Annotated in this window: 20 protein-coding genes; 11 read left to right on the plus strand and 9 right to left on the minus strand. The window is 70.5% G+C overall.

The window, feature by feature from the left end:
• Positions 1-495: 495 nt before the first annotated feature.
• The 7 genes from PBV52_RS30645 (at position 496) to PBV52_RS30675 (ending at position 10,875) form a co-directional block, all read left to right on the plus strand.
• Positions 496-1,179 carry an ABC transporter ATP-binding protein gene (locus PBV52_RS30645; RefSeq protein WP_274242735.1) on the plus strand — a complete coding sequence of 228 codons (684 nt, stop codon included), beginning with the start codon at positions 496-498 and terminating at the stop codon, positions 1,177-1,179.
• Between the two features lie 264 nt (positions 1,180-1,443).
• Positions 1,444-4,701 (plus strand): S8 family peptidase, encoded by a 3,258-nt coding sequence (locus PBV52_RS30650; RefSeq protein WP_274249698.1) that lies wholly within the window; start codon positions 1,444-1,446, stop codon positions 4,699-4,701.
• Positions 4,702-4,800: 99 nt separating this feature from the next.
• Positions 4,801-5,571 carry a group II truncated hemoglobin gene (locus tag PBV52_RS30655; RefSeq protein WP_274242736.1) on the plus strand — a complete coding sequence of 257 codons (771 nt, stop codon included), beginning with the start codon at positions 4,801-4,803 and terminating at the stop codon, positions 5,569-5,571.
• 161 nt (positions 5,572-5,732) lie between these two features.
• Complete coding sequence (locus PBV52_RS30660) at positions 5,733-7,571, plus strand: tetratricopeptide repeat protein (RefSeq protein ID WP_274242737.1); 1,839 nt, start codon at positions 5,733-5,735, stop codon at positions 7,569-7,571.
• A gap of 87 nt (positions 7,572-7,658) precedes the next feature.
• Entirely contained in the window at positions 7,659-8,732 is a 1,074-nt protein-coding gene (locus PBV52_RS30665) for an iron-siderophore ABC transporter substrate-binding protein (protein ID WP_274249700.1), read from the plus strand.
• Between the two features lie 56 nt (positions 8,733-8,788).
• Positions 8,789-9,775 carry an iron ABC transporter permease gene (locus PBV52_RS30670; RefSeq protein ID WP_274242738.1) on the plus strand — a complete coding sequence of 329 codons (987 nt, stop codon included), beginning with the start codon at positions 8,789-8,791 and terminating at the stop codon, positions 9,773-9,775.
• Between the two features lie 26 nt (positions 9,776-9,801).
• Positions 9,802-10,875 carry an iron chelate uptake ABC transporter family permease subunit gene (locus tag PBV52_RS30675; protein WP_274249702.1) on the plus strand — a complete coding sequence of 358 codons (1,074 nt, stop codon included), beginning with the start codon at positions 9,802-9,804 and terminating at the stop codon, positions 10,873-10,875.
• A 141-nt stretch (positions 10,876-11,016) separates the two neighbouring features.
• On the opposite strand, the gene PBV52_RS30680 is transcribed toward PBV52_RS30675, so the two are convergent.
• Positions 11,017-12,057 carry an NAD(P)-dependent alcohol dehydrogenase gene (locus tag PBV52_RS30680; protein WP_274242739.1) on the minus strand — a complete coding sequence of 347 codons (1,041 nt, stop codon included), beginning with the start codon at positions 12,055-12,057 and terminating at the stop codon, positions 11,017-11,019.
• Between the two features lie 185 nt (positions 12,058-12,242).
• Between PBV52_RS30680 and PBV52_RS30685 the strand changes: the two genes are divergently transcribed.
• Positions 12,243-13,202 (plus strand): helix-turn-helix domain-containing protein, encoded by a 960-nt coding sequence (locus PBV52_RS30685; protein ID WP_274242740.1) that lies wholly within the window; start codon positions 12,243-12,245, stop codon positions 13,200-13,202.
• 39 nt (positions 13,203-13,241) lie between these two features.
• Here PBV52_RS30685 and PBV52_RS30690 read toward each other — a convergent pair whose 3' ends face one another.
• The 5 genes from PBV52_RS30690 to PBV52_RS30710 form a co-directional block, all read right to left on the minus strand.
• Complete coding sequence (locus PBV52_RS30690; protein ID WP_373921927.1) at positions 13,242-14,174, minus strand: DUF5829 family protein; 933 nt, start codon at positions 14,172-14,174, stop codon at positions 13,242-13,244.
• A gap of 148 nt (positions 14,175-14,322) precedes the next feature.
• The gene (locus PBV52_RS30695; RefSeq protein WP_274249706.1) at positions 14,323-15,636 is read right to left on the minus strand and encodes a phosphatase PAP2 family protein; all 1,314 of its coding nucleotides are present in this window, start codon (positions 15,634-15,636) and stop codon (positions 14,323-14,325) included.
• Positions 15,637-15,903: 267 nt separating this feature from the next.
• A complete protein-coding gene (locus tag PBV52_RS30700) occupies positions 15,904-16,392 on the minus strand; it encodes a hypothetical protein (RefSeq protein ID WP_373922033.1) in 489 nt (162 codons plus the stop codon).
• 104 nt (positions 16,393-16,496) lie between these two features.
• Positions 16,497-17,162 (minus strand): peptide-methionine (S)-S-oxide reductase MsrA, encoded by a 666-nt coding sequence (gene msrA / locus PBV52_RS30705; RefSeq protein WP_274242742.1) that lies wholly within the window; start codon positions 17,160-17,162, stop codon positions 16,497-16,499.
• A gap of 165 nt (positions 17,163-17,327) precedes the next feature.
• Complete coding sequence (locus tag PBV52_RS30710; RefSeq protein ID WP_274242743.1) at positions 17,328-18,446, minus strand: hypothetical protein; 1,119 nt, start codon at positions 18,444-18,446, stop codon at positions 17,328-17,330.
• Between the two features lie 223 nt (positions 18,447-18,669).
• Here PBV52_RS30710 and PBV52_RS30715 point away from each other — a divergent pair, with 223 nt between their 5' ends.
• On the plus strand, positions 18,670-19,824 hold the full coding sequence (locus PBV52_RS30715; protein WP_274242744.1) for a cystathionine gamma-synthase: 1,155 nt from the start codon (positions 18,670-18,672) through the stop codon (positions 19,822-19,824).
• 55 nt (positions 19,825-19,879) lie between these two features.
• Here PBV52_RS30715 and PBV52_RS30720 read toward each other — a convergent pair whose 3' ends face one another.
• From PBV52_RS30720 to PBV52_RS30730, 3 genes are all read right to left on the minus strand, one after another.
• Positions 19,880-20,128: a hypothetical protein gene (locus PBV52_RS30720; RefSeq protein WP_274242745.1), complete on the minus strand. Its 249-nt coding sequence runs from the start codon at positions 20,126-20,128 to the stop codon at positions 19,880-19,882.
• Complete coding sequence (locus PBV52_RS30725; RefSeq protein WP_274242746.1) at positions 20,125-20,637, minus strand: sigma factor-like helix-turn-helix DNA-binding protein; 513 nt, start codon at positions 20,635-20,637, stop codon at positions 20,125-20,127. Before PBV52_RS30725 ends, PBV52_RS30720 begins: the two co-directional genes overlap by 4 nt.
• Before the next feature lie 353 nt (positions 20,638-20,990).
• Positions 20,991-21,494 carry a MarR family winged helix-turn-helix transcriptional regulator gene (locus PBV52_RS30730; RefSeq protein ID WP_274249708.1) on the minus strand — a complete coding sequence of 168 codons (504 nt, stop codon included), beginning with the start codon at positions 21,492-21,494 and terminating at the stop codon, positions 20,991-20,993.
• Between the two features lie 163 nt (positions 21,495-21,657).
• Here PBV52_RS30730 and ilvA point away from each other — a divergent pair, with 163 nt between their 5' ends.
• Positions 21,658-22,887 carry a threonine ammonia-lyase gene (ilvA, locus tag PBV52_RS30735; RefSeq protein ID WP_274242747.1) on the plus strand — a complete coding sequence of 410 codons (1,230 nt, stop codon included), beginning with the start codon at positions 21,658-21,660 and terminating at the stop codon, positions 22,885-22,887.
• 185 nt (positions 22,888-23,072) lie between these two features.
• Positions 23,073-24,050, plus strand: a complete 978-nt coding sequence (locus PBV52_RS30740; RefSeq protein ID WP_274242748.1) for an ATP-binding cassette domain-containing protein — start codon at positions 23,073-23,075, stop codon at positions 24,048-24,050.
• Positions 24,051-24,063: the final 13 nt, after the last annotated feature.

The raw sequence follows: 24,063 nt of genomic DNA on the forward strand, positions 1-24,063 counted from the left end.
AGGCTGCGGTGGTCGGTGGGTGTGCGGGCTGCGGTGGTCGGCGGCTACGCAGGCTGCGGTGGTCGGTGGCCGTGCAGGTTGCGGTGGTCGGTGGCTGCGCGGGCTGCGGTGGTTGGTGGCTGTGCGGGTTGCGGTGGTCCGTGGCTACGCAGACTGCGGCGGTCGGTGGCTACGCAGGCTATGGCGCTCGGCAGTTGCGCAGGGTGCGGCGGTTGGCGGCTAAGCGGGCCGCGATGGTCGTCGGCTGCGCAGGCTATGGCGGTCGGTGGCTGCGCGGGCTGCGGCGGCCGGCCTGCGGTGAGTCGTCGAGCGGCGGCCCAGTGCAGCCGGCGGGACTGCACCCACCTAAGGGGCGCGGGGAACTGCGCGACCAGCCCCCACAGACCCGCGGCCAAACGATCCGCACCGCCCCCGAACCCCACCCAACCCCCACTCAACCCATCCAGGCCCAACCGCATCCAGGCCCAACCCCACCCCACCCAGGAGTCACCCACCATGTACGAACTCAAGAGCGTCACCAAGCGCTACACCCGAGGCAAGGAATCCGTAGACGCCCTCGACGGAGTCGATCTCACCATCGCCGACGGCGACCGGCTCGTCATCCAGGGCCCCACCGGCGGCGGCAAGTCCACTCTCCTGCAGATGCTCGGTGGGCTGGACCGGCCCACCGCAGGTGAAGTCGTCCTCGACGGGACCGACTTGGCCAAGCTCTCCGAGACCCGGCTGACAAAGGTCCGCAGCGAGAACATCGGGTTCGTGTTCCAGTCCTTCAACCTCATCCCCACCCTCACCGCACAGGAGAACGTCGAGACCGCCCTCGTCCCCCTCGGCATCAAGACGAAGGAGCGGCGCGAACGGGCCGCCGAGGCGCTGAAGTCGGTCGGGCTCGGCGAGCGGCTCGGGCATCTGCCGAGCGAGATGTCCGGCGGCCAGCAGCAGCGCGTCGCCATCGCCCGCGCGCTGGTCAAGGAGCCGAAGGTGCTGCTGGCCGACGAACCCACCGGCAACCTCGACGAGTCGATGCGCGACGAGATCATGGACGTACTCGAACGCATGTGGAAGGAACTCGGGTTGACCTTCATCATGGTCACCCACGACTCGGCGATCGCGAAAAAGGCCCCGCGGGTGGCAACCATTCGCAAGGGACGGATCAGTGTCAAGGAGAACGCGGGGGCGTAACAAGACGACTGTGTAACGGAGTTCGCACCGGCGCGTAACAGTCGCCAGGTCTGCTTCTTACCTTCCTCTCACGTATTGAGGTGCGTGATCGTCCCTCGGCATACTGCGTATTCCGGGGGGCGAAGCGTGCGTGTGTGACCTCCCCCGGCCGGGCGAACGGGAATTCGCCCGGACCTTCTGCAAGGGGGAAACTTGCGCAGAAAAGTCAAAAGAATATGCGCGGCCTCTGTCGCCACGGCGGCCGCCGTCGCCCTCGCCGCGGGCATGACCAGCCCGGCGTCGGCCGAACCGGAGCAGCGCCCGTCCGGCGCCGCTGCCTCGTTCACGTCCCCCCACCGCATCACCCTGATCACGGGTGACCGGGTCTCCGTCGACTCCAAGGGCCGCGTGGTCGGCCTGGAGCGGGCGAAGGGGCGCGAGCACATACCCGTACAGATACGCAAGGCCGACGGGCACACGCTCGTCACCCCGGCCGACGCGGCCCGGTTGGTCGCCGCCGGCAAGCTCGACCAGCGGCTGTTCGACGTCACCGAGCTGGGCAAGTCCGCGACGCGTACCTCCCAGGCCAAGGGCCTGAAGGTCATCGTCGGCTACCAGGGCGCCGCGGCCGGCGCCAAGGCGGACGTCCGGGACGCGGGCAAGCTCCGCCGGACCCTGAAGTCCCTCAACGCGGACGCGGTGCAGACTCCGCACCAGGACACGCCCGAACTGTGGGACGCGCTCACCAATGGCGACAAGGCCGCCTCCGGCATCGCGCACGTCTGGCTCGACGGCGTCCGCAAGGCCAGCCTCGACAAGTCCGTCGCGCAGATCGGCGCCCCCAAGGCGTGGGGGGCCGGCTACGACGGCAAGGGCGTCAAGATCGCCGTACTGGACACCGGTGTCGACGCGACCCACCCGGACCTCAAGGACCAGGTGATCGCGGCCAAGAACTTCTCGCCGTCCGCCACCGCGGAGGACAAGGTCGGCCACGGCACGCACGTCGCGTCCATCGCGGCGGGCACCGGCGCCAAGTCGGGTGGCAAGTTCAAGGGCGTCGCACCAGGCGCCGACATCCTCAACGGCAAGGTCCTCGACGACCAGGGCTTCGGCGACGACTCCGGCATCCTCGCCGGCATGGAGTGGGCCGCCGAGCAGGGCGCCCAGGTCGTCAACCTCAGCCTCGGCGGCACGGACACCCCGGAGGTCGACCCGCTGGAGGCGGCGGTCAACAAACTGTCCGCCGAGAAGGGCATCCTCTTCGCGATCGCGGCGGGCAACTCCGGCCCGGAGTCGGTCGGTTCGCCGGGCAGCGCGGACGCGGCCCTCACCGTCGGCGCCGTCGACGACAAGGACAAGCTCGCCGGGTTCTCCAGCACCGGCCCGCGGCTCGGCGACGGCGCCATCAAGCCGGACGTCACCGCGCCCGGCGTGGACATCACGGCCGCGTCCGCCAAGGGCAGCCTCATCGAGCAGGAGGTCGGCGAGAAGCCGGCCGGCTACCTGACCATTTCCGGTACGTCCATGGCGACCCCGCATGTCGCGGGCGCCGCGGCGATCCTCAAGCAGCAGCACCCGGACTGGACGTACGCCGAGCTGAAGGGCGCGCTGACCGCCTCCACCAAGGGCGGCAAGTACACGCCGTTCGAGCAGGGTTCGGGCCGCATCCAGGTCGACAAGGCCATCAAGCAGACCGTGATCGCCGACCCGGTGTCGGTGAGCTTCGGTGTGCAGCAGTGGCCGCACACCGACGACAAGCCGGTCACCGAGGGCCTGACGTACCGCAACCTCGGTACGAAGGACGTCACGCTCACGCTGTCCGCGACCGCCACCAACCCCAAGGGGCAGGCGGCTCCTGCGGGCTTCTTCAAGCTCGGCGCGACGAAGGTGACGGTCCCGGCGGGCGGCAAGGCCTCCGTCGACCTGACCGTCAACACCAAGCTGGGCGGCACGGTCGACGGCGCCTACTCCGCGTATGTGACGGCGACGGGCGGCGGGCAGAGCGTCCGTACGGCCGCCGCGGTGCAGCGTGAGGTGGAGTCGTACGACGTCACCGTCAAGCACATCGACAAGGACGGCAAGCCGGCCCCCGAGTACAACACCGTCCTGCTCGGCTACTCGGGTCTGGCGACGGACCGGGTCTACCAGGTGCCGGTCGCCGCGTCCGGCACGACCAAGATGCGGCTGCCCAAGGGCACGTATCTGCTGGACGCCTGGATCGCCAAGGACTGGGTGAACCTGGAGGGCGGCCTCGACTGGGTGGTCCAGCCGAAGCTGAACGTCACCAAGAACACTGCCGTGACGATCGACGGGCGCACGACCAGGTCGGCCGACATCACCGTGCCGGACGCACAGGCCAAGCCGGTGGTCGCCAGCGCCGGTTACTTCTACGAGCCGGCGGGCATCGGTATCGCCGTCGGCCTCGGCTCCTTCGCCGACGTGCGCATGGCGCACCTGGGCCCGGAGATCGCGAGCGGCCTGAGCCAGACCTGGAACGGCCAGTGGACCAAGGGCGCCGACACCGAGTACGACGTCGCCACCACCGCCAAGGTCAAGAAGATCCAGGGCAACAAGGTCCGCCACTTCAAGGCGGGCGAGCTCGCCAAGGTGAAGAACAACCTCGGTGCCGCGGCCCCCGGCAAGACCGGCGGACTGCTGCCTGTGGGCCTCCTCCCGGCGGACATCGCGATCGGCACGCCGGTCGAGCAGAAGCTGCCGGGCTCGCGGACGGTGTACCTGTCGACGTCCGACAAGATCCAGTGGACGTTCGACCTCGAGCAGTACGCCGGCAAGGACGCGGACGGCTTCCCGATCGTCGACGCGTACTACACGCTGGGCGACCCGCAGACCTTCAAAGCGGGCCAGAGCTACACGAAGACCTTCAACACGGCGGTCTTCGGCCCGCACATCAACAAGGACTTCGGGCTGTTCCGTGACGGCAACGACATCTACGGCTCCCTGCCGCTGTTCGCCGACGCCAACAAGCACGCCGGCTCGTCGGACTTCACCGCGGTGACCACGAACCTGTACCGCAACGGCACCAAGATCGGCACCAACGAGGACCCGCTGTTCGGCGAGCCGTTCAAGGTCCCGGCCGGGGACGCCGAGTACAAGCTGACGACCTCGGTCAAGCGGAGCGTCAAGGTCGCGGCCGCCTCCACGCGGATCGACGCGAGCTGGACCTTCCGCTCCAAGAAGCCGCCGACGTCCGGTGGCGACTCGGCCGCCGAGCAGGTCAAGCTCCCTGCCTCCACGGTCCGCTTCAACGCCAAGACCGGCCTGGACAGCCGGGTCGAGGCCGACAAGAAGGTGACGTTCCCGGTCAGCGTCGTGGGTGCGGCCGCGGGCAGCAACCTCAAGTCGCTGCACGTGTACGTGTCGTACGACTACGGGCAGACCTGGAAGAAGCTCGAGGTCAAGGACGGCAAGATCACTGTGAAGAACCCGGCGAAGGGGAAGGCCATCTCCTTCCATGCCAAGGTCGCCGACAAGAAGGGCAACAAGTCGACGATCTCGATCTACAACGCGTATTACGGCAAGTGATCCAGTCGCCAAGTGATCCAACGGCGGATATGTGAGCCATGAGCGAACCGCTCGCCGGAAGTGCAGCTTCCGGCGGGCGGTTCGTGTTTCGTTGAGGTCATGACGGCTCACACGGTGGAATACATCCGGTACCGCATTCCCGAGCAGAGATCGGCCGAGTTCCTGGCCGCCTACACGCGCGCCGCGGCCCAGCTGGCCGCGTCCCCGCACTGCGTCGACTACGAACTCGCCCGCTGCGAGGAGGACTTCGAGCACTACGTCCTGCGCATCACCTGGACTTCGACGGAGGACCACGTGGAGGGCTTTCGCAAGTCGGAGCTGTTCCCCGAGTTCCTCGCCGACATCCGGCCGTACATCTCGCACATCGAGGAGATGCGCCACTACAAGCCGACGACGGTGCGCGGCACGGGCGCGTCGGTGCCGACGCTGTACGCCTGGGCGGGCGGCGCGGAGGCCTTCGCCCGCCTGACGTCGGTCTTCTACGACAAGGTCCTCAAGGACGACGTCCTGGCCCCGCTGTTCGCGGGCCTGGACCCGGCCCACGCGGAGCATGTGGCGCTCTGGCTCGGCGAGGTCTTCGGCGGCCCGCCCGCCTACTCCGAGACCCAGGGCGGCCACGGCCACATGGTCGCCAAGCACATGGGCCGGGGGATCACCGAGCTCCAGCGCCGCCGCTGGGTCAACCTCATCCAGGACGCGGCCGACGAGGCGGGTCTGCCGACGGACGCGGAGTTCCGTTCGGCGTTCCTGGCCTACGTGGAGTGGGGGACGCGGCTGGCGGTGTACTTCTCGGGGCCGGACGCGGCGGTGCCGGCGGAGCAGCCGGTGCCGAGGTGGAACTGGGGGGCCGCCCCGCCGTATCGGGGATGACGCTCAGCGCGGCGACATGAGGGGTGTGCAGCCGCCCGAGCGGCTGTCCCTCTCCGGTTCTCGGCTGTTGCCGGAGGCCGGTTGCCGAAGGTCGGCTGCGAACCACCGTTGCGCTCCGCCATCATGCTGGCAGTGGACCGGCATGCCGGCAGGGGGAGAGCGTGCGACACAAACGCCGGGCGAGGCTGGGGGCAGCGGCAGCCGGGGCCTTGGCGATGGTCACGGTCCTGCTGGGGCCGGTGACCAACTACGCGAGCGAGTCCGTGCCCGGCTGGGTGCGCGACAACCCCTGGGTGGTCTGGGCGATCTTCGCCTCGCTCGCGCTCTCGGCCGTCGGCCTGGGGCTGTTGAGCAGGTATCTCGACGGGGAGGCGGCGCCGTCCGGTCCCCTGACCCACGTGGAGGCGGCGACCACCGCCGGGCTGAGCTCCCTGCGCGCGCCGCATGTCGTCCCGGCCCTGGTGCGCGGACGCGAGCCGGAACTGACGCAGCTCGCAGAGCTGTTACGGGCCCCGGCGGGCCGGTTCGCGGTGCTGAGCGGAGTGGGCGGCATCGGCAAGACGACCGTGGCGGCGACCCTGTGCGCCGAGGCGAGGAGGGCCGGTTACACCGTCTTCTGGGTCCACTGGCGCGACCAGGCCGACCTGGCGAAGCACCTCACCCAGGTCGCGCTCGCCTGCGGTCTGCCGGTGAGCGCGCTGGACCGGGCCAACGCCGGTCACGAGAACCTGCCCGACGTCGTGTGGCAGCAACTCGTCGTGGCGCGCAAGTGGCTGTTGGTCATCGACGACGCCGACGAGACCGCCAGGATCGGCCCGGGAACGGAGAAGGTGCGCGACTATCGCGGCTGGATCCGCCCGGAGGGCGGCGGCCTCCTGCTCGTCACCAGCCGGGACACCAGTACGGACACCTGGGGACCGTGCGCCGAGGTCGTACGCCTCGGGCCGTTGACCGTGCACGCGGCCGCGCAGGTTCTGCTGGACACCGCACCCAGGGCGGGGACACTGCGCGAGGCCGAGGCCCTGGCCGCCCGACTCGGTGGTCTGCCCCTGGCCCTGTGGTCGACCAGCACCTACCTCGCCAAGCCCACCAGCCGCTTCCAGACGTTCATGGCCTACCGCAGCGCCCTGCTGGAGGACATGCGCTCGCTGCTGGGATCGGCCGACCCCAACGCGGCCGACCCGGAAGTGGCACGCCAGACGGTCCGCCACACCTGGGAAGTCTCACTCGACCAACTGAGCAGCGAGGGGTACGCCCTGGCCCGCCCGTTGCTGCGACTGCTGGCCCTCTTCGGCGAGGCGCCCATACCCCTCTCGCTCATCACGACGGACCTGCTGCAGACGGCCGTTCGGCAACCGGTCGACCAGGGCGCCCTGGACGCCGTGCTCGCGGGCCTGAACCGGTACGGACTCCTCGGTGTCCCGGACGCCCTGGCCACGCACAACGGTGCCCGGACGATCACCCTGGATCCACTGGTCCGGCAGATCAGCATCATCGCCCTGGCCGAGGAGTCGGCCGATCCCGTTCGCTGGCACTCGGCCGTCGCGCAGTCCCTCACGCAAGCCGTGGCCGACGTGCGGGCGACCGGCAGACCCGGGTGGGCGATGGCCCGGGTCCTCGCCCTCCACGCCCCGCTCCTGCTGGGTGGCCAGGACCTTCCGCTGCCGATGCGCGACGCCCGCCGCACCGTGGAAGACCTGGGGGAGGTGCTGAGAGAGGCCGGTCTGAGCGCCGAGCGGCTCGCCCTGTGCCAGATCCAACTCACCACTGACAGCCGCCTGTTGGGGCCCGAGCATCCCGACACCCTCGGCAGCCGCGACCGCCTGGCCGGTGTTCTGCTGGAGCTCCGGGACTACCGCCAGGCCGTGGAACTCCATCGCGAATCCCTGGCCATACGGGAACGCACCCTGGGCGCCGGCCACCCCGACACCCGCACCAGCCGCAGAAACCTGGAGTCGGCCGTCGCGGCCCTGCGGCTCGGCGCCGGACCGGCGGGGTAGATCGCACCGGGACTGATCGATCGGGATAAGGTAAGGCTCGCCTTAGTAATCGTGATCGTCGTTGGAGCAGTCGTGCGCGCAGTCGGAATGAAGGCCGTCGGAACGAGGGCCGTCGGAACGAAGGCCGTCCTGGCCACGGCCGTCATCGGAGGGCTGCTCGTCGGCTGCTCGTCCTCGACGGACGGCGGTGGCGGCGGCGCCGAGAAGGAGGACGGCTCGCGCAGCCAGGTGATCGGCTCCGCCGGAGGCCAAGGCCCCTCCGCCGCGCCCAGCGCCCTCACCGACGGCATGGGCGCCGACACCGACGAGGACGCCGCGTTCCCGCGCACCGTCAAGCACTTCCGGGGCAGCACGACCCTCAAGGCCGAGCCCGAGAAGATCGCCGTCCTCAGCACCGGGCAGCTCGACGACCTGCTCTCCCTCGGCATCGTGCCCACGGCCACCACCCGCGCCGACAATGCCGGGCTCGTACCGGACTACCTTGCCGACGCCTTCCCCAAGGACAAGGCCCGGCTCGCCGAGATGACCGACGCGGGCACCCGGCAGGCGCCCAACCTGGAGTCGCTGGCCGCAGCGAAGCCCGACCTGATCCTCGCCAACGACTCGCTCGGCGACCTCTACCCGAAGCTGTCGAAGATCGCGCCTACCGTGATCACCGCCGGCAACGGCATCAACTGGAAGCGCGACCTGCTGCTCGTCGGCGAGGCCGTCGGCAAGGGGCAGCAGGCGCAGGAGCTGCTCGGTGACATCGTTGCCGAGGCAAAGGAGAAGGGGCGGGGCATCGACGGGGCCCCCGCCGTCTCCATGGTGCGGTTCACGCCGGACCGTACCCGGATGTTCGGCGTCTCGTCCTTCACCGGGTCCATCGCCGTGGACATGGGGCTGAAGCGGCCCAAGTCGCAGCAGTTCAACGCCATTTCGGAGGACATCGGTCCCGAGAGCGTCGACACCGCCGACGGTGACTGGATCTTCTACTCCGTGCAGGGGGACCCGGCGAAGACCGATGCCGGGAGCGTGGTGGCCGGGCCGCTGTGGAAGTCGATGAAGGCCGTCGAGGCCGGGCACGCCGTGAAGGTGGACGACGACCCGTGGTACCTCAACGCCGGTCCCACGGCCGCGCGCCTGGTCGTACGACAGCTCGCCGAGCACGTCGGCAAGTGAGCCGCGTGCATCGTGGGGCGGGTGCGACAACGAGTCGTGAGTCGCGTACGACGACGATGAGTTCCCGTCTGGCCTTTCCGGCGGCCGCCCTCGCGGTGGCCGCCGTGGCCGTGCTCAGCCTCGCCGTCGGCACCCGTGCCGTGCCGCCGTCCGCCGTGCTCGATGCCCTGCTGCACGGCGGCGGTTCGCCGGACGCGCTGGTCGTACGGTCGCTGCGGCTGCCGCGCACCGAGGTGGGGCTGGCGGCCGGTGCCGCGCTCGGCATGGCCGGGGCGGCGCTGCAGGCCGTCACCCGCAACCCGCTCGCCGATCCCGGCATCCTCGGGCTGAGCCAGGGGGCCGCGGCGGGGGTCGTACTGGCCATCGCCCTGGGCCTGGCGAACGGCTTCGGCGGATACGTCTGGTACGCCTTCGCCGGCGCCGTCGTCGCCGCGTGCCTGGTGTACGGCATCGCGGCGCGCGGGCGGGGCGGGGCGTCGCCGGTGAAGCTGGCGCTGGCGGGGACCGCGCTGTCGGCGATGACGGCCGGGGCCACGACCGTCGTCCTGACCTCGAGCTCCGCCACGCTCGACCAGTTCCGGTTCTGGCAGGTGGGCGCGCTCAGTGGACGGGACGCCGGGACGGTCGTACGGATGCTGCCGTTCCTCGTCGGCGGGGCGGTGCTGGTGCTGGCCTGCGCGCGAGGGCTGGACGCGCTGGCGCTGGGGGACGAGACGGCTCGGGCGCTGGGGCATCGGGTGCGGGTGGTGCGGGTGGCCGCGGCGTTGGGGGCGACGCTGCTCACCGCTGCCGCGGTGGCTGCGGCGGGGCCTGTCGCCTTTGTGGGATTGGCGGTACCGCATCTCGCGCGGCGGCTGGTGCGGGGTGGGTATGCGGCGGTGCTGCCCCTGTCCGCGCTGCTCGGGGCGGCGCTGTTGCTGGGAGCGGATGTGGTGGGGCGGGTGGTGCGGGCTCCTGCGGAGGTGCCGGCGGGGGTGATGACGGCGTTGGTGGGGGTGCCGGTGTTGGTGGTGCTGGTGCGGAGGAGAGGTGCGGTGTCTTGAGGGGTGCTCGGCGGTGCGGCGGGGTGGTGCGGGCCGCGGTGGGGAGGCCTGCGGCAGGCCGCGCGTTGGCGCCCGGCCTCACGCTCCTGCGCCCTCACACCCGCGTCTCCCTCCTCCTCCACCGCCGTTCCGCCGCCGTGGCCCTCGTCCTCCTCGGGCTCCTCGCCGTCGTCATGCTGGCCTCCGCCTGCGCGGGCCAGACGTACATCTCGCCCCCCGACGTCTGGCGCACCCTGCGCACCGGATCCGGCCCCCACGACCTCGTCGTCAATGAACTCCGGGTCCCCCGCATCGCGGTCGGCGCCCTCGTAGGTGCCGCGCTCGGGCTGGCCGGTGCTCTCGTGCAGACCGTCACGCGGAATCCGCTGGCCAGCCCGGACGTCATCGGGGTCGGGCACGGGGCCGCCGCCGCGACGGTGCTCGCGCTGGCGACCGGTGCCGTGTGCTCGCCGGGTGCCCTGCCCGTCGTGTCCGTGCTCGGCGGACTTGGCGCGGCCGCGCTCGTGTACGTGCTGGCCTGGCGGCGCGGTATGCAGCCGAGTCGTTTCGTGCTCACCGGCGTCGGCATCGGTGTCGCGCTGTCCGCCGTGGTGCAGCTCTATCTCACCGACAGCGAGCTGGAAGCCGCCGAGCAGCTCAAGCTGTGGCTGACCGGGAGCCTCAACGGGCGGGGCTGGGCGCAGGCGGAGCCGCTCGCTGTCGTACTGGCGCTCTCGCTGCCCGCTCTGGTGTGGGCGAGCCGCGCGCTGCGGCCGCTCGGGCTCGATCCCGAGACCGCGTCCGGACTCGGCGTACGGGTCGATCGGGCGCGGCTCGGACTCACCGTTCTCGGCGTCGTCCTCGCCGCCGCGGCGACCGGCGCGGCGGGGCCGATCGGGTTCGTGGCGCTGACCGCGCCGCAGCTCGCCCGGCGACTCACGCGTACGCCCCAACTGCCGCTCCTCAACGCCGGGTTGACCGGCGCGATCGTCCTCGTCGCTGCCGATCTCGCCGCCCGTACCCTGCTGCCCCCGCTGGAGATCCCGGTCGGCGCGCTCACCGCGCTCGTCGGCGGGCCGTATCTGCTGTGGCTGCTGGGGCGTCGTACGGCGACACGCTGAGGGCCCCGGAGCAGTGCGGCTCCGGGGCCCTCGGTCTGCGGCGGCGCAGGCGGCCGCTCAGGCCGTCGACGTCAGACAGTCGACGTCAGACAGTCGACGTCAGACAGTCGACGCCAGATAGTCAACGTCACGCAGTCGGCGTCAGATCGTCGCCGTGTCGATCACGAACCGGTACCGCACATCGCTGTTCTGCACCCGCTCGTACGCCTCGTTGATCTGCTCGGCGTCGATCAGCTCGATCTCGGCGCCCAAGCCGTGCTCGGCGCAGAAGTCCAGCATCTCCTGGGTCTCGGCGATGCCGCCGATCGCCGAACCGGCGAGGGTCTTGTTGCCGCCGATGAGCGAGAACAGGTTCAGGGCGACGGGCTCCTCCGGGGCGCCCACGTTCACCAGGGCACCGCCCGTCCTGAGCAGGCTGAGGTAGGCGCCGAAGTCCAGCGGCGCCGACACCGTGGAGAGGATCAGGTCGAAGGAGCCCGCGAGCTCCTCGAACGTCTTCGGGTCGCTGGTCGCGTAGTAGTGGTCGGCGCCCAGCTTCAGGCCGTCGTCCTTCTTGCGCAGCGACTGCGACAGGACGGTGACCTCCGCGCCGAGCGCGTGCGCGATCTTGACGCCCATGTGGCCGAGACCGCCCAGGCCGATCACGGCGACCTTCTTGCCCGGGCCCGCGCCCCAGCGCTTGAGCGGCGAGTACGTGGTGATGCCCGCGCACAGCAGCGGGGCGGCCACGTCCAGGGGCAGGCCGTCGGGGATACGGACGACGAAGTTCTCGTCGACGACGACCTTCTCGGAGTAGCCGCCGTAGGTGGGCTCGCCGTCCTTGCCGACGGCGTTGTACGTGCCGACCGAGCCGCCGGTGCAGTGCTGCTCCAGGCCGGCCTTGCAGTTGTCGCACTCACGGCAGGAGTCGACCAGGCAGCCGACGCCCACGCGGTCGCCGACCTTGTACTTCGTGACGCCCGGGCCGACCTCGGAGACGATGCCCGCGATCTCGTGGCCGGGGACCATCGGGAAGATCGCCTCGCCCCAGCCCTCGCGGACCTGGTGGATGTCGGAGTGGCAGATGCCCGCGAACTTGATGTCGATCAGCACGTCGTGCTCGCGGACGGCACGGCGCTCGATGGTGGTGCGCTCCAGCGGAGCCTTGGCGGCGGGTGCTGCGTATGCGGCAACGGTGGTCATGCCGGGGTTCTCCTAGAGGGGATTGCGCGCCCGGCTGCCTTCTGACTTGCTGCTTTCCGTCCGGGCACGTCATCCAGCCTGCTGGATGACGTCGCAGCCACCCAGACCTCGGTTGTACGTACGTCCGCCGGTCCTACCACTGGCGGGGTCAGGCTTGTATGCGTACGACCGGGAATACTTGAGGCATGGACAACAGGCCCGAATCCACGCAGGGACCCGCTGCCGGCACGGGCATCGACACCGGAGCCGGCCTGGACCGGCGCGCCGAGCTCAGCGAGTTTCTGCGCACCAGGCGTGCCCGGCTGAAGCCGGAGGACGTCGGGCTGCCGGACTTCGGGCGGCACCGCCGGGTGCCGGGGCTGCGGCGCGAGGAGCTGGCACAGCTCGCCGGGGTGTCCGTGGCGTACTACACGCGCCTGGAGCAGGGCAACGGGCGCAACGTCTCGGCGGAGGTCCTCGACGCGATCGCGCGGGCGCTGCGGCTGAGCGACGCCGAGCACGCGCACCTCACGCACCTCGCGAAGCCCAAGCAGCACAAGAAGAAGCAGGTCGCGCGGACGGAGCAGGTGCGGCCTGCGCTGCGGCAGCTGCTGGACTCGATCGACGGCGTGCCCGCGTACATCTCGGGTCGGCGCTCGGACATCCTCGCCTGGAACCGGATGGCGGCCGCGGTCTTCGGCGACTGGTCGGAGCTGCCGCCGCAGGAGCGGAACTGGGCGCGGCTGGTGTTCCTGCGGCCCGAGTACCGCGACCTGTTCGTGGAGTGGGACCAGAAGGCGTACGACATGGTCAGCTACCTCCGCATGGACGCGGGCTGCCACGCGGACGACCCGCTCCTGTCCGCCCTGGTCGGCGAACTCTCCGTCAAGAGCGAGGAGTTCCGCCGGCTGTGGGCCACCCATGACGTCAAGGAGAAGAGCTACGGCGTCAAGCACCTGCGGCATCCGCTGGTGGGCGGGCTGACCTTGAACTTCGAGTCGTTCCGCCTGCCCGACGGCTCGGAACAGAGCCTGATCACGTACCACGCGGAGCCGGGGTCGCCGTCGGCGGAGGCGTTGCGGTTGCTGGCGAGCTGGGGCACCGACGCGACGAAGGCGGGGGCAGCGGGTACGACGGGTACGGGGACGTCGGCGCCGTCGGTGTGACAGGCGCCCGGGCCCCGCTCCCGCCCGTCCCGAGCCCCGTCAGGTGCCGAACCTCCACACGGCGCGGGCGCCGGGCCCGACCGTGAGGGTCGACCGGCCGATCCGCTCCTCGTGCCGGTACGGCACCGCCTCGTTGAGTGAGAACGCGACCTGACGCAGGCCCACTTGGTCGCGCGCGACCGCGTCGAAGCGGATCGTCGTCCCGCCGCCCCGCGCCACGACCCCACCGCCCGCCACATCCCGGACGCTGAACCCGCCGGCCCGCAGCAACGGCACCGTGTCGGCCAGGTCGCCTTCGGTCATCGCGATGCGCACGGAGGCCACGTCACGCATCAGGTGGTCGCGGTAGCCGTCGGGCAGATAGCGCTCCCGGCCCACGTCGCCGGGATGAGCGGCCGGCTCGGTGTTGCTCCGTGGGTCGGCGAAGTACTCCGGGCGGTACTCCATCCCCCAGGCGCCGAAGGCGTCGTACTGATCGGTGGTGAAAACGGCGTCGAACCACGGCACCGGCACCCCGTCACCGAAGTCACGTGTCTGACGGAACTCGATCGGCTCGGCGATCCCCTGCTCCCGCAGTCGGGCGATCACCGCGCCCAGATCACCGGCCCGCTCGGTCGAGACGCCCATCCCGGCCGCGCCGAGGGTGCCGTCCTGGCCGGGCAGATCACCCACCCCGAACAGTTCGAGATACGTCTCCCGGCCCATCAGATACCGGCCGGTCCAGGTCTGTCCGCCGGCCCCGGTCGTGGTGCGGACCTGGAAGTTCGCGAACTCCCGGAGATACGCGGAGTGTTCGATGGCGTCGGCGGTCTCCCGGTCGAGCACTCCGTAGGCGTGGTTGTAGAACAGCAGCTGTCGATCGGACTGCGCCGGGCCCTCCTCGGCCAGCGCCTTCCCCGTACCAGTCCCGACCGCGCCGGTCAGGACCACGACGAGGGCCAAGAACACCTGTAACGCTCGGCGAAGCGGCATGGGGAGGAGCGTAGGCCTACGGACGCGCGATTCGCAGATATTTTCGAAATTCCGAAAATCGGGCGCTGCCGGGCAGGTGGGGCGGGCGAGGTGCGCGAGGTTCAGCGGCTGCGGCCCAGGCGCGTGACGCCGCCGGAGGGCGCTCGACTCAAACGAGTTCGGGTTGCGGTTCCGGATGCGGCGCCGACACGGCCTTCGGCTCCCACAGGCTGGTGGTCCGCACATAGCCGTAGATCACTGAAAACATCGCCAGAAGGAGAAGTGGTCCGAACACCCAGGGATGTGCGGCCATTTCCGCCGGTAGATAGCGGTACGACACCAGGAGCGCGGCGAAGACCGTTGCACCGTAAGTGACCAGCTGGATTCCTGACCGATCCCAGCCGCGTCCCTGCGCGCGCAGAGCCGCCTCGACCGTGAGCACGAACACCACGCCGGCAATGAGATCCACGCCGTAGTGGTAGCCGAATCCCAGCGTCGCGCTGAGCGTGGCAATCAGCCAGAACACGCCGGCGAAGCGCAGAATCCGCGGGCCCTTGCGGGAATGAATGAAGAGCGCGGTGGCCCATGCGGTGTGCAGGCTGGGCATGCAATTGCGCGGGGTGATCTCGTCGTACGGCATCGCGTGCGGGGTATTGAGCGGTGGCGGCACGTCCGGCCACAGGTTGGCCAGCGCCCAGTGCCCACCGCCGGTGCCGAAGGCGCCGGTGCCGTAGGCGAAGATCGGTCCGACCACCGGGAAGATCATGTAGATGCCCGGCCCGAGGAGGCCGATCAGCAAGAAGGTGCGCACCAGGTGGTGGCTCGGGAAGCGGCGCTCGACCGCCACGTTGCGCAGCTGGTACAGCGCGATGACGACCGCGGCCACGGCGAGCTGAACGTAGACGAAGTCGAGAACATGGGTGCCGACCGGACCGGTGGCCCTGACCATCCGGCCCACCAGCCACGACGGGTTGCCCAGTGCGTGATCGGCGGTCGCCAGGTACTGGTCGAGCACCGTCGGGCGGGTCTTCGCCGTAATGAGCAGCCAGGTGTCGCCCGTCTTGCGGCCGGCCACCAGCAGCAGGCCCAGCCCGACGCCCTTCAGCAGCAGGGCACGTTCCCGGCCGGTGCGGCGTGTGACGGCGATGACCGCACAGCCCAGCATCACCCACAGCGCGCCGTTGCCGAAGGGGTGGCCGTCGGTCGTCTTGACGTCGAACACCCACCGCACCAGCACGAAGACGACGTCGATGCCGATCGCGGCACCGATCGCGATGATCCGTTGCCGCCAGGTGAGCACCACCATCATCAACGCCATGCTGGCGTACAGCAGAAACCCCGATTTAGGGGCGAATATCACCTCTCGTGCCTGACTGGTGATCGGCCCCGGTAGGCCGTACCGGCGCGCGGAGATCTCCAGCGCGACGAGGAATCCGAGCGTCGCTACGCCTGCCGTGGCCCACAGGACATGTCTGCGTCTTATTCGGTGTCTTATTCGGGAAAATGCCCGCGATGATATAGGTATCAATTGTGGTGTTTTGGTTGATTTGGAATCTATCGGCGGAATTGCTTACTTATCGTGTCGAATAGCACTGCTTTCCGATCCGGGGCGGATGATGGGGTCGATCGCTCGTGAGTTCGATCATGTTATCCGAGGAAAAATCCCGTGCCGATACCTTGGTCGGGATTCAGACTGCGGCCATGAATGGAGAGGGCATTTCCCGCGTGCCCCTTCCCGGTACTGCTGGTGTCAAAGGCAGGCCGGGTGGGTGGAGAGCCAGTCCGTGTGCCGGTCGCGCAGTTGGTCCCGTTCGGCCGACGTCGCGAGGATGACGTCCGCGCCCCCGTCGTAGGGGTGGTGGATACGACGAAGGTCGGTGTCGGTGAGGAAGACTCCGGCAAGCCCGTCGTCCGCGACGGCGCGCAGGAGCTCGTCGGCGCAGCCGTGTCGCCACGGCCGTCGGTCGGCGTAGAGACGTGTGTGGGTGTGGAACTGCGGGTGCGGGTCGTCCTCGTCCGGCTCGTTCCACCAGCGGACGCCGTCGGCGTGCAGCGCCTGGCGCGGTTCCGGGTGGTGCGCGGGGCCGTTCGGTGTGTCCGACCAGTCCGCCGTCACCACGAAAACCTCTGTGCCGGCGAACAGCTCGTCGAGGATCGTGTTGTACCGCTCCAGCGCTGTTGCGTACTCGCCCTCGGACTCCGGGTAGCGCTTCGAGCCGGGGAGGCTGTGGAAGCGCACCCAGCGGTCCGCGTACGTACTGCGGAATGTGTGGGCGAGGGGCGGCCCCGACGGCCGCCGTTCCCGCCAGAGCGCTGCGAGCAGCGTGGGTGTGACGCCGGTGCTCACCCGTCGGCCTTGGCGACACCGATCGGGCAGGACACCCCGGTCCCGCCGATCCCGCAGTACCCGGCCGGGTTCTTGTCCAGGTACTGCTGGTGGTACTCCTCCGCCGGATAGAACGCCCGACCCTCCGCCGGAAGGACCTCCGTCGTGATCGTGCCGTAGCCGGAGCCCGTCAGGACCTGCTGGTACGACGCGCGGGAGGCCTCGGCCGTCTTGGCCTGGTCCGGGGTGTGGGTGTAGATCGCGGAGCGGTACTGGGTGCCGACGTCGTTGCCCTGGCGGAAGCCCTGGGTGGGGTCGTGGGACTCCCAGAAGGTCTTCAGGAGGCGCTCGTACGAGATCACGTTCGGGTCGAAGACCACGCGGACGACCTCCGTGTGGCCGGTCAGGCCCGAGCAGACCTCCTCGTAGGTGGGGTTCTCGGTGTGGCCGCCCTGGTAGCCGACCAGGGTCGTCCACACGCCCGCCGGAAGCTGCCAGAACTTGCGCTCGGCGCCCCAGAAGCAGCCCAGGCCGAAGTCGGCGACCTCGAGACCCTCGGGGTAGGGGCCGAGCAGCGGGTTGCCGAGGACCGTGTGGCGGTCGGTGACCGTGAAGGCCGGCTCGGCGCGGCCCTGCAGCGCCTGCTCGGGGGTGGGCAGGACGGGCGTACGGCCGAAGAGCATGAGGGTTCCTTCCTCGCGGGACTCACGGGACTCACGGGGCCTGTCGGACCCGCGGGCCGGGGCCACGGCTGCGGTACGTCGGCAGGGGCACTTCCCCACCGGGCGGTACCCCCTCCAACGTACGGCTGGGTCCTCAGATTCCGCCCCGCGCGCAGAGTTGGCCGCTCAGTGCGGCAGCGTCGCCGGGCTGCCGCCGTTCGCCTCGTAGCCCGCCACCGCCAGCGCGCGGTACACCGCGAACTCCGCTGCGGGGTCGGGGGAGAGCGTCCAGGGGAGCGCGCCTACGTGGCCGTCGACCGCTATCAGCTGGTCCATGGCCTCCGCCCAGCGTTCGCCGCGGACCAGGAAGAAGACCAGCAGATGACGTACGTGCGCCAGCATCGGGTCGTCTGGGCGGGCCGCGTGCACCGCGTACAGCGCGCCGTGGATCGCCTTCGTCACGACCTCGCTCTGGTAGAAGCCGCTGACCAGGTTCACCTCGGGCAGATGCTCGAAGACCGCGAAGAGCGGCATCGCGGCGAGGAGGGAGCCCTGGGGGGCGCGGGCCGCGGCCGCCTCCGCGAAGTCGTACGCCAGCTTGCGCGAGCCGTGCCACTTCTCGCACCAGTAGTGCAGGGCCGCCAGGTGCGCGCCCATGTGGGCCGGGGCGCGGTCCAGGATCTTCAGCCAGAGCTGCTCGAACTCCGGCTGGGAGTAGGCGAGTCCGCGCGCGACCGACAGCTCGACGATGTACGGGATCGGGTCACCGGGGGCGAGCAGCGCCGCGTCTGCGCACGCTGACTTCGCCTCCTCCATGATGATCCGGAACTCGTCCGTGCCCGGCGTCGCCGTGCGCCACGCCTGCTGCACCAGGAACTCCGCGTGCACGGCCGCCCCGCCCGCGTCCTTGGGCTGCTCGGCCCGCCACACCCGCAGCCACTGCCCACCTGGAGACTCACTGACCCCGCCCGGCCGCTGCTGGAGCTCCAGCGACGCGGCGCCGGCGAAGGCCTGCACCCGCTGCCAGCGCACCTCGCCCTCCGCCTCCGTGCCGGCCAGCAGCTGCGAGGCCGCGCGGTAGTCCTGGGTGCGCTGCACCAGGTCCAGGACGTCCAGCAGGTCCTGGTCGGGGCCGGGCATGCGGACGTCCAGCTCCTCCTGCCGTACGAAGCCGTAGTTCGCCGGGTCCGCGGCGTCCGGGTGGCCCGGCGGGACCTGCTCGATCATGCCCTGCCGACGCCTCATGAACGGCACCAGCACAAAGCCGATCATGACGAGCGCGATCAGGACCCAGAGAATCTCCATGCCTCCAGCGTTCCAGACGCCGCTGACAATTGGCCAACGGGTGTCTGCGGCGGTTGGGCGGGGGATGCCTGCGGCGGCCTGTGCAGGTGGGGTGGGGGTACGCGCCGTGCGGCCCCGCCGTACGGGACGGGGGTGCTCGGAATGTCGGTTTCCGGCTCTGGACATCCGTCGGGAAACCCCGCTGTCCGGCATCAGCCTCGTTCGCGCATTACGCTCGGTGCCCATGAGTGACAGGCACATCAGTCAGCACTTCGAGACCCTGGCGATCCACGCGGGCAACACCGCCGATCCCCTGACCGGCGCCGTCGTCCCGCCGATCTACCAGGTCTCGACCTACAAGCAGGACGGCGTGGGCGGCCTGCGTGGCGGCTACGAGTACAGCCGTAGCGCCAACCCGACCAGGACCGCCCTGGAGGAGAACCTCGCGGCCCTGGAGGGCGGCCGCCGGGGTCTCGCGTTCGCGTCCGGACTGGCGGCCGAGGACTGCCTGTTGCGTACGCTGCTCAGCCCCGGCGACCACGTGGTCATCCCCAACGACGCGTACGGCGGCACGTTCCGCCTCTTCGCGAAGGTCGTCGCCCGGTGGGGCGTGGAGTGGTCGGTCGCCGACACCAGCGATCCGTCCGCCGTACGGGCCGCCATCACCCCGAAGACCAAGGTCGTCTGGGTGGAGACCCCGTCCAACCCGCTGCTCGGCATCACCGACATCGCCGCCGTCGCCCAGATCGCCCGGGACGCGGGCGCGAAGCTCGTCGTCGACAACACCTTCGCCACGCCGTACCTCCAGCAGCCGCTGGCCCTCGGCGCCGACGTCGTGGTGCACTCCCTGACCAAGTACATGGGCGGCCACTCGGACGTCGTCGGCGGCGCCCTGATCGTCAGCGACTCGGACCTGGGCGACGAACTGGCCTTCCACCAGAACGCGATGGGCGCGGTCGCCGGGCCCTTCGACTCCTGGCTGGTGCTGCGCGGCACCAAGACGCTGTCGGTGCGCATGGACCGGCACAGCGAGAACGCCACGCGGATCGCCGACATGCTCACCCGGCACGCGCGCGTGACGCGCGTTCTGTACCCGGGCCTGCCCGAGCACCCCGGTCACGAGGTCGCCGCGAAGCAGATGCGGGCGTTCGGCGGCATGGTGTCCTTCCAGGTCGCCGGCGGTGAGGAGGCGGCCGTCGAGGTCTGCAACCGCGCCAAGGTGTTCACGCTCGGCGAGTCCCTGGGCGGTGTGGAGTCCCTCATCGAGCACCCCGGCCGGATGACCCACGCCTCCGCGGCCGGCTCGGCCCTGGAGGTCCCCGCCGACCTCGTCCGCCTCTCCGTGGGCATCGAGAACGTCGACGACCTCCTGGAGGACCTCCAGCAGGCGCTCGGCTAGTCCAGGCGCTCGGCTGGTACAGGCACTCGGCTGGTCCGGGGCCCGCAGGAAGGATTCACCAGCCCGTCAGTGGTGGAGTCGTCTCCGACGGCGGCTCCACCCACGGCTGGGCCATCAGCGCCCACACCACGAACGCCACCGTCGCGGCGAACAGCAGCAGCCACATCAGGCGTACGGCGGCCGTCCTGCGGCGCAGCATCCGGCCACCGCGCCGCACGACCTCCGCGTACAGCTCCGGCGGCACCGGTGGCGGCGTGCTCTCCATGATCCGCCGTGCGGCGGCCTCACGTTGGATGCGATTCACGGCGACGCCGCCTTCGCCTCCAGCACGGTCGGTGCGGGCCCCCGCGGCGGATGCAGCAGGGTCGCCGTCGCCCGGTCGCAGATCGCGTGCACGCGCTCCCTGGGCAGGCCGAGCAGGGCCGCCGTCTGTTCCTCGGCGGCACCCTCGTACAGCCGCAGGACCAGGATCAGGCGCTCCTGCGGGGAGAGCCGGGCGAGCGGGCTGTCGGGGTGCGGGCGGGACCGGCCGAGGGCGCCCAGGCCGCCGTACTGATGCCAGGCGGCTCGGGAGAAGCGGGTGGCCAGGTACTGGCGGGCGCGGTCGTAAGGGTCCTCGCCGCGCAGCCGGTCCCAGCACGCGTACGTGTGCGCGAGGGACAGCGTCAGCAGGTGCCGCGCGCGTGGGTTGTCGTCCGGGGGCTCCGCGGTGAGCAGCGTGGCGGCATGCAGCAGTCGCCCTGCCGCGCCCGCGACGAACGCCTCGAACTCCCGGGCCCGGCGGGCGTCCTGGGCCGCACGCCGTCGTCCCACCGCCCCTCCTGCCTGAGCGCCCTGAGGAACCGGGCCCCGGCCACACCCGTGACGCTTCGGTCGCGCACGAGAAGGGGCCCCGGTTTCATATGAGGCCAGCGGCGGCCCGGGGTCAAGAGCCGGGAATGCGCGAGCCGGTGGCATGCCCGGGCCTCTCAGCGCCGGTCCGTGTCTTTCAGCCTGTCCGGCGTTTGAGGACGAGGCCCGTTCAGGGCCGAAGCGGGGGTCTGGGGGTGGCAGCCCCCAGGGACGGGGTCGAAGGGGCGGCAGCCCCTTCAGGAGGGGACGGGCAGGGGCGGCGGGGGCGAGATCCGATGCGGCCCTCGCACGCGCGGTCGCCGAACGACCGTCCCTCAGGACGTAGGCGACTCCGCGCCCGCGATCCCCTGCGGTGTCATCCGCGAGGACAACGCGGAGTTGAAGCGGGTGAGGAGCGTGCAGAACGCCTCGCGCTCCTCCGGGGCCCAGTCGTGTGTCAGCTCGGCCATCAACTGACGCCGCGACGAGCGCACTTCCTCCAGCCGCGACTGCCCGCGCGGGGACAGCTGGAGCACCACCGCGCGCCCGTCCTCGGGGTGCGAGGTGCGCTTGACGAGCCCCGTGTCGACGAGCGGCGCCACCTGCCGGGTGACCGTCGAGGAGTCGATCCCCATGCTCGCGGCGAGCGCCTTGACGCCCATGGGGCCTTCCTTGTCGAGACGGTTGAGCAGCAGGTATGCGGCGCGGTCCATGGAGTTGCGCACCTGCCCTACCCCACCGAGCCGGGTCTGTTCGGCACGACGAGCGAACACCGCCACCTCGTGCTGCAGCGTGTCGAGGAGACCGCTGTCAGCGACGGTCGTCATGTCCATCGACATTTCAGGTGTTGTGGGCATGGCCGGGGGCTCACTTCATGAAGGGGGTGCTGGGTTGGGGGACAGGGTACGCGGCCGGGACGCGGGGTGTACCGGCGCTGCGCAAACACATCTCGGTGCTTGGTCACACCAGGGCCTTGCGCCTGTGAACTGCGAGACTTGAGTCATGAGCTACCGCACGGCTGACTCCTTGCCTCCCGTCACGCTCGACGACGTGCGCGGCGCCCAGAAGATGCTGACGGGCGTGGCGCGGGTGACGGCGATGGAGGGCAGCAGGCACCTGTCCCAGCTGGTGGGCGCCCCGGTGCACTTCAAGTGCGAGAACCTCCAGCGGACGGGATCGTTCAAGCTGCGCGGCGCCTACGTCCGGATCGCCGGGCTGCTCCCGCAGGAGCGGGCGGCGGGAGTCGTGGCCGCCAGCGCCGGCAACCACGCGCAGGGCGTCGCCCTGGCGTCGTCGCTGCTCGGCGTGCGCTCCACGGTGTTCATGCCGAAGGGCGCCCCGCTGCCGAAGATCAGCGCCACGAGGGACTACGGCGCCGAGGTGCGCCTGTACGGCCAGGTGGTCGACGAGACGCTGGTGGCCGCGCAGGAGTACGCGGCCGAGACGGGCGCGGTGTTCATCCACCCCTTCGACCACCCCGACATCATCGCGGGCCAGGGCACGGTCGGCCTGGAGATCCTCGAACAGTGCCCGGAGGTGCGGACGATCGTCGTCGGCATCGGCGGCGGCGGGCTCGCGGCGGGCATCGCGACGGCGGTGAAGGCGCTGCGGCCCGACGTGCGGATCGTGGGCGTACAGGCGGCGGGCGCGGCGGCGTTCCCGCCCTCGCTGGCGGCCGGGCACCCGGTCGCGGTCGACAACCCGGCGACGATGGCCGACGGCATCAAGGTCGGACGGCCCGGTGACGTGCCGTTCCGGATCATCGGCGACCTGGTGGACGAGGTCCGTACGGTCACCGAGGACGAGCTGGCCACCGCCCTGCTGCTGTGCCTGGAGCGGGCCAAGCTGGTCGTCGAACCTGCCGGGGCGAGCCCCGTCGCGGCGCTGCTGAGCGACCCCGGCGCCTTCGAGGGCCCGGTCGTCGCGGTGCTGTCCGGCGGCAACGTCGACCCGGTGCTGCTCCAGCGCGTCCTACGGCACGGCATGGCCGCGCAGGGCCGCTACCTGGCCGTACGGCTGCGGCTGACGGACCGGCCGGGCGCGCTCGCCACGCTTCTCGGGGTGTTGTCAGTGGTGGACGCTAACGTCCTCGATGTGAGCCACGTACGGACCGACCCACGGCTCGGGCTCACGGAGGCGGAGGTCGAGCTGCACCTGGAGACGAAGGGCACCGCGCACTGCGTCGAGGTCGGCCAGGCTCTGCGCGAGGCGGGCTACACGGTCATCGGCTGAGACACGATCGGGAGAAAGCCCAGGTCGGAGGCTCTTTGTCACTCATTCGGGCAATTCCGTTGAGAGACGCGATACATCGCGTTATGGTGTGTCTCGTATCCCCGCCGCAGCGCTGAGTGATGAGCGCGGAACGAAAAGTGCAAACCTAGGCTTTCCGAAGTTTCCCCGAAGACGTGGAGATTCATATGCCAGGCGCCATCTATGCCGAAGGCCTGGTGAAGACCTTCGGTGACGTAAGGGCTCTGGACGGCGTCGACCTCGATGTCCCCGAGGGCACGGTCCTCGGCCTGCTCGGGCCGAACGGCGCGGGCAAGACGACGACCGTCCGCTGTCTGACCACCCTGTTGCGCCCCGACAGCGGCTCGGCGGTCGTCGCGGGCATCGACGTCCTCAAGCATCCCGACGCCGTGCGCCGCTCCATCGGCCTGTCCGGCCAGTTCGCGGCGGTCGACGAGTACCTCACCGGCCGCGAGAACCTGCAGATGGTCGGCCAGCTCTACCAGATGAAGGCGAAGGCGGCGAAGGCCCGCGCGGTCGAACTGCTGGAACAGTTCGACCTCGCCGACGCCGCCGACCGGCCCACGAAGACCTACTCCGGCGGCATGCGCCGCCGCCTCGACCTCGCGGCCGCCCTGGTCGTCTCACCGCCCGTGATGTTCATGGACGAGCCGACGACCGGACTCGACCCGCGCAACCGTCAGTTGCTGTGGGAGGTCATAAAGCGGCTGGTCTCGGGCGGCACGACGCTGCTGCTGACCACCCAGTACCTCGAAGAGGCCGATCACCTCGCGCACGAGATCGCGGTGGTCGACCACGGCCATGTCATCGCCACGGGCACCTCCGACCAGCTCAAGGCCCGCACCGGCGGTGAGCGCGTCGAGGTCGTGGTGCACGAGCGCGAGGACATCCAGACCGCCTCCGAGGTGTTGCGCGGCTTCGGCAAGGGCGACACCGCGGTCGAGGACCACATGCGCAAGCTCACCGTGCCCGTGACCGGAGGCGCCAAGCTGCTCGCCGAGGTCATCCGCGAGCTCGACACCCGCGGCATCGAGATCGACGACATCGGGCTGCGCCGCCCGACCCTCGACGACGTGTTCCTGTCCCTGACGGGACACGTGGCCGAGGTGAAGGACGAGGAGAACGGCAAGGAGGCCGTCAAGTGAGTCGCAAGGAGCT

It is taken from the genome of Streptomyces sp. T12 (assembly GCF_028736035.1).
Classification (GTDB): Bacteria; Actinomycetota; Actinomycetes; order Streptomycetales; family Streptomycetaceae; genus Streptomyces.

Coding starts and splice junctions, on each gene's coding strand:
- PBV52_RS30645 (WP_274242735.1), top strand. CDS start 496: ATGTACGAACTCAAGAGCGTCACCAAGCGCTACACCCGAGGCAAGGAA.
- PBV52_RS30650 (WP_274249698.1), top strand. CDS start 1,444: ATGACCAGCCCGGCGTCGGCCGAACCGGAGCAGCGCCCGTCCGGCGCC.
- PBV52_RS30655 (WP_274242736.1), top strand. CDS start 4,801: ATGACGGCTCACACGGTGGAATACATCCGGTACCGCATTCCCGAGCAG.
- PBV52_RS30665 (WP_274249700.1), top strand. CDS start 7,659: ATGAAGGCCGTCGGAACGAGGGCCGTCGGAACGAAGGCCGTCCTGGCC.
- PBV52_RS30670 (WP_274242738.1), top strand. CDS start 8,789: ATGAGTTCCCGTCTGGCCTTTCCGGCGGCCGCCCTCGCGGTGGCCGCC.
- PBV52_RS30680 (WP_274242739.1), bottom strand. CDS start 12,057: ATGACCACCGTTGCCGCATACGCAGCACCCGCCGCCAAGGCTCCGCTG.
- PBV52_RS30685 (WP_274242740.1), top strand. CDS start 12,243: ATGGACAACAGGCCCGAATCCACGCAGGGACCCGCTGCCGGCACGGGC.
- PBV52_RS30690 (WP_373921927.1), bottom strand. CDS start 14,174: ATGCCGCTTCGCCGAGCGTTACAGGTGTTCTTGGCCCTCGTCGTGGTC.
- msrA (WP_274242742.1), bottom strand. CDS start 17,162: ATGCTCTTCGGCCGTACGCCCGTCCTGCCCACCCCCGAGCAGGCGCTG.
- PBV52_RS30710 (WP_274242743.1), bottom strand. CDS start 18,446: ATGGAGATTCTCTGGGTCCTGATCGCGCTCGTCATGATCGGCTTTGTG.
- PBV52_RS30715 (WP_274242744.1), top strand. CDS start 18,670: ATGAGTGACAGGCACATCAGTCAGCACTTCGAGACCCTGGCGATCCAC.
- PBV52_RS30730 (WP_274249708.1), bottom strand. CDS start 21,494: ATGTCGATGGACATGACGACCGTCGCTGACAGCGGTCTCCTCGACACG.
- ilvA (WP_274242747.1), top strand. CDS start 21,658: ATGAGCTACCGCACGGCTGACTCCTTGCCTCCCGTCACGCTCGACGAC.
- PBV52_RS30740 (WP_274242748.1), top strand. CDS start 23,073: ATGCCAGGCGCCATCTATGCCGAAGGCCTGGTGAAGACCTTCGGTGAC.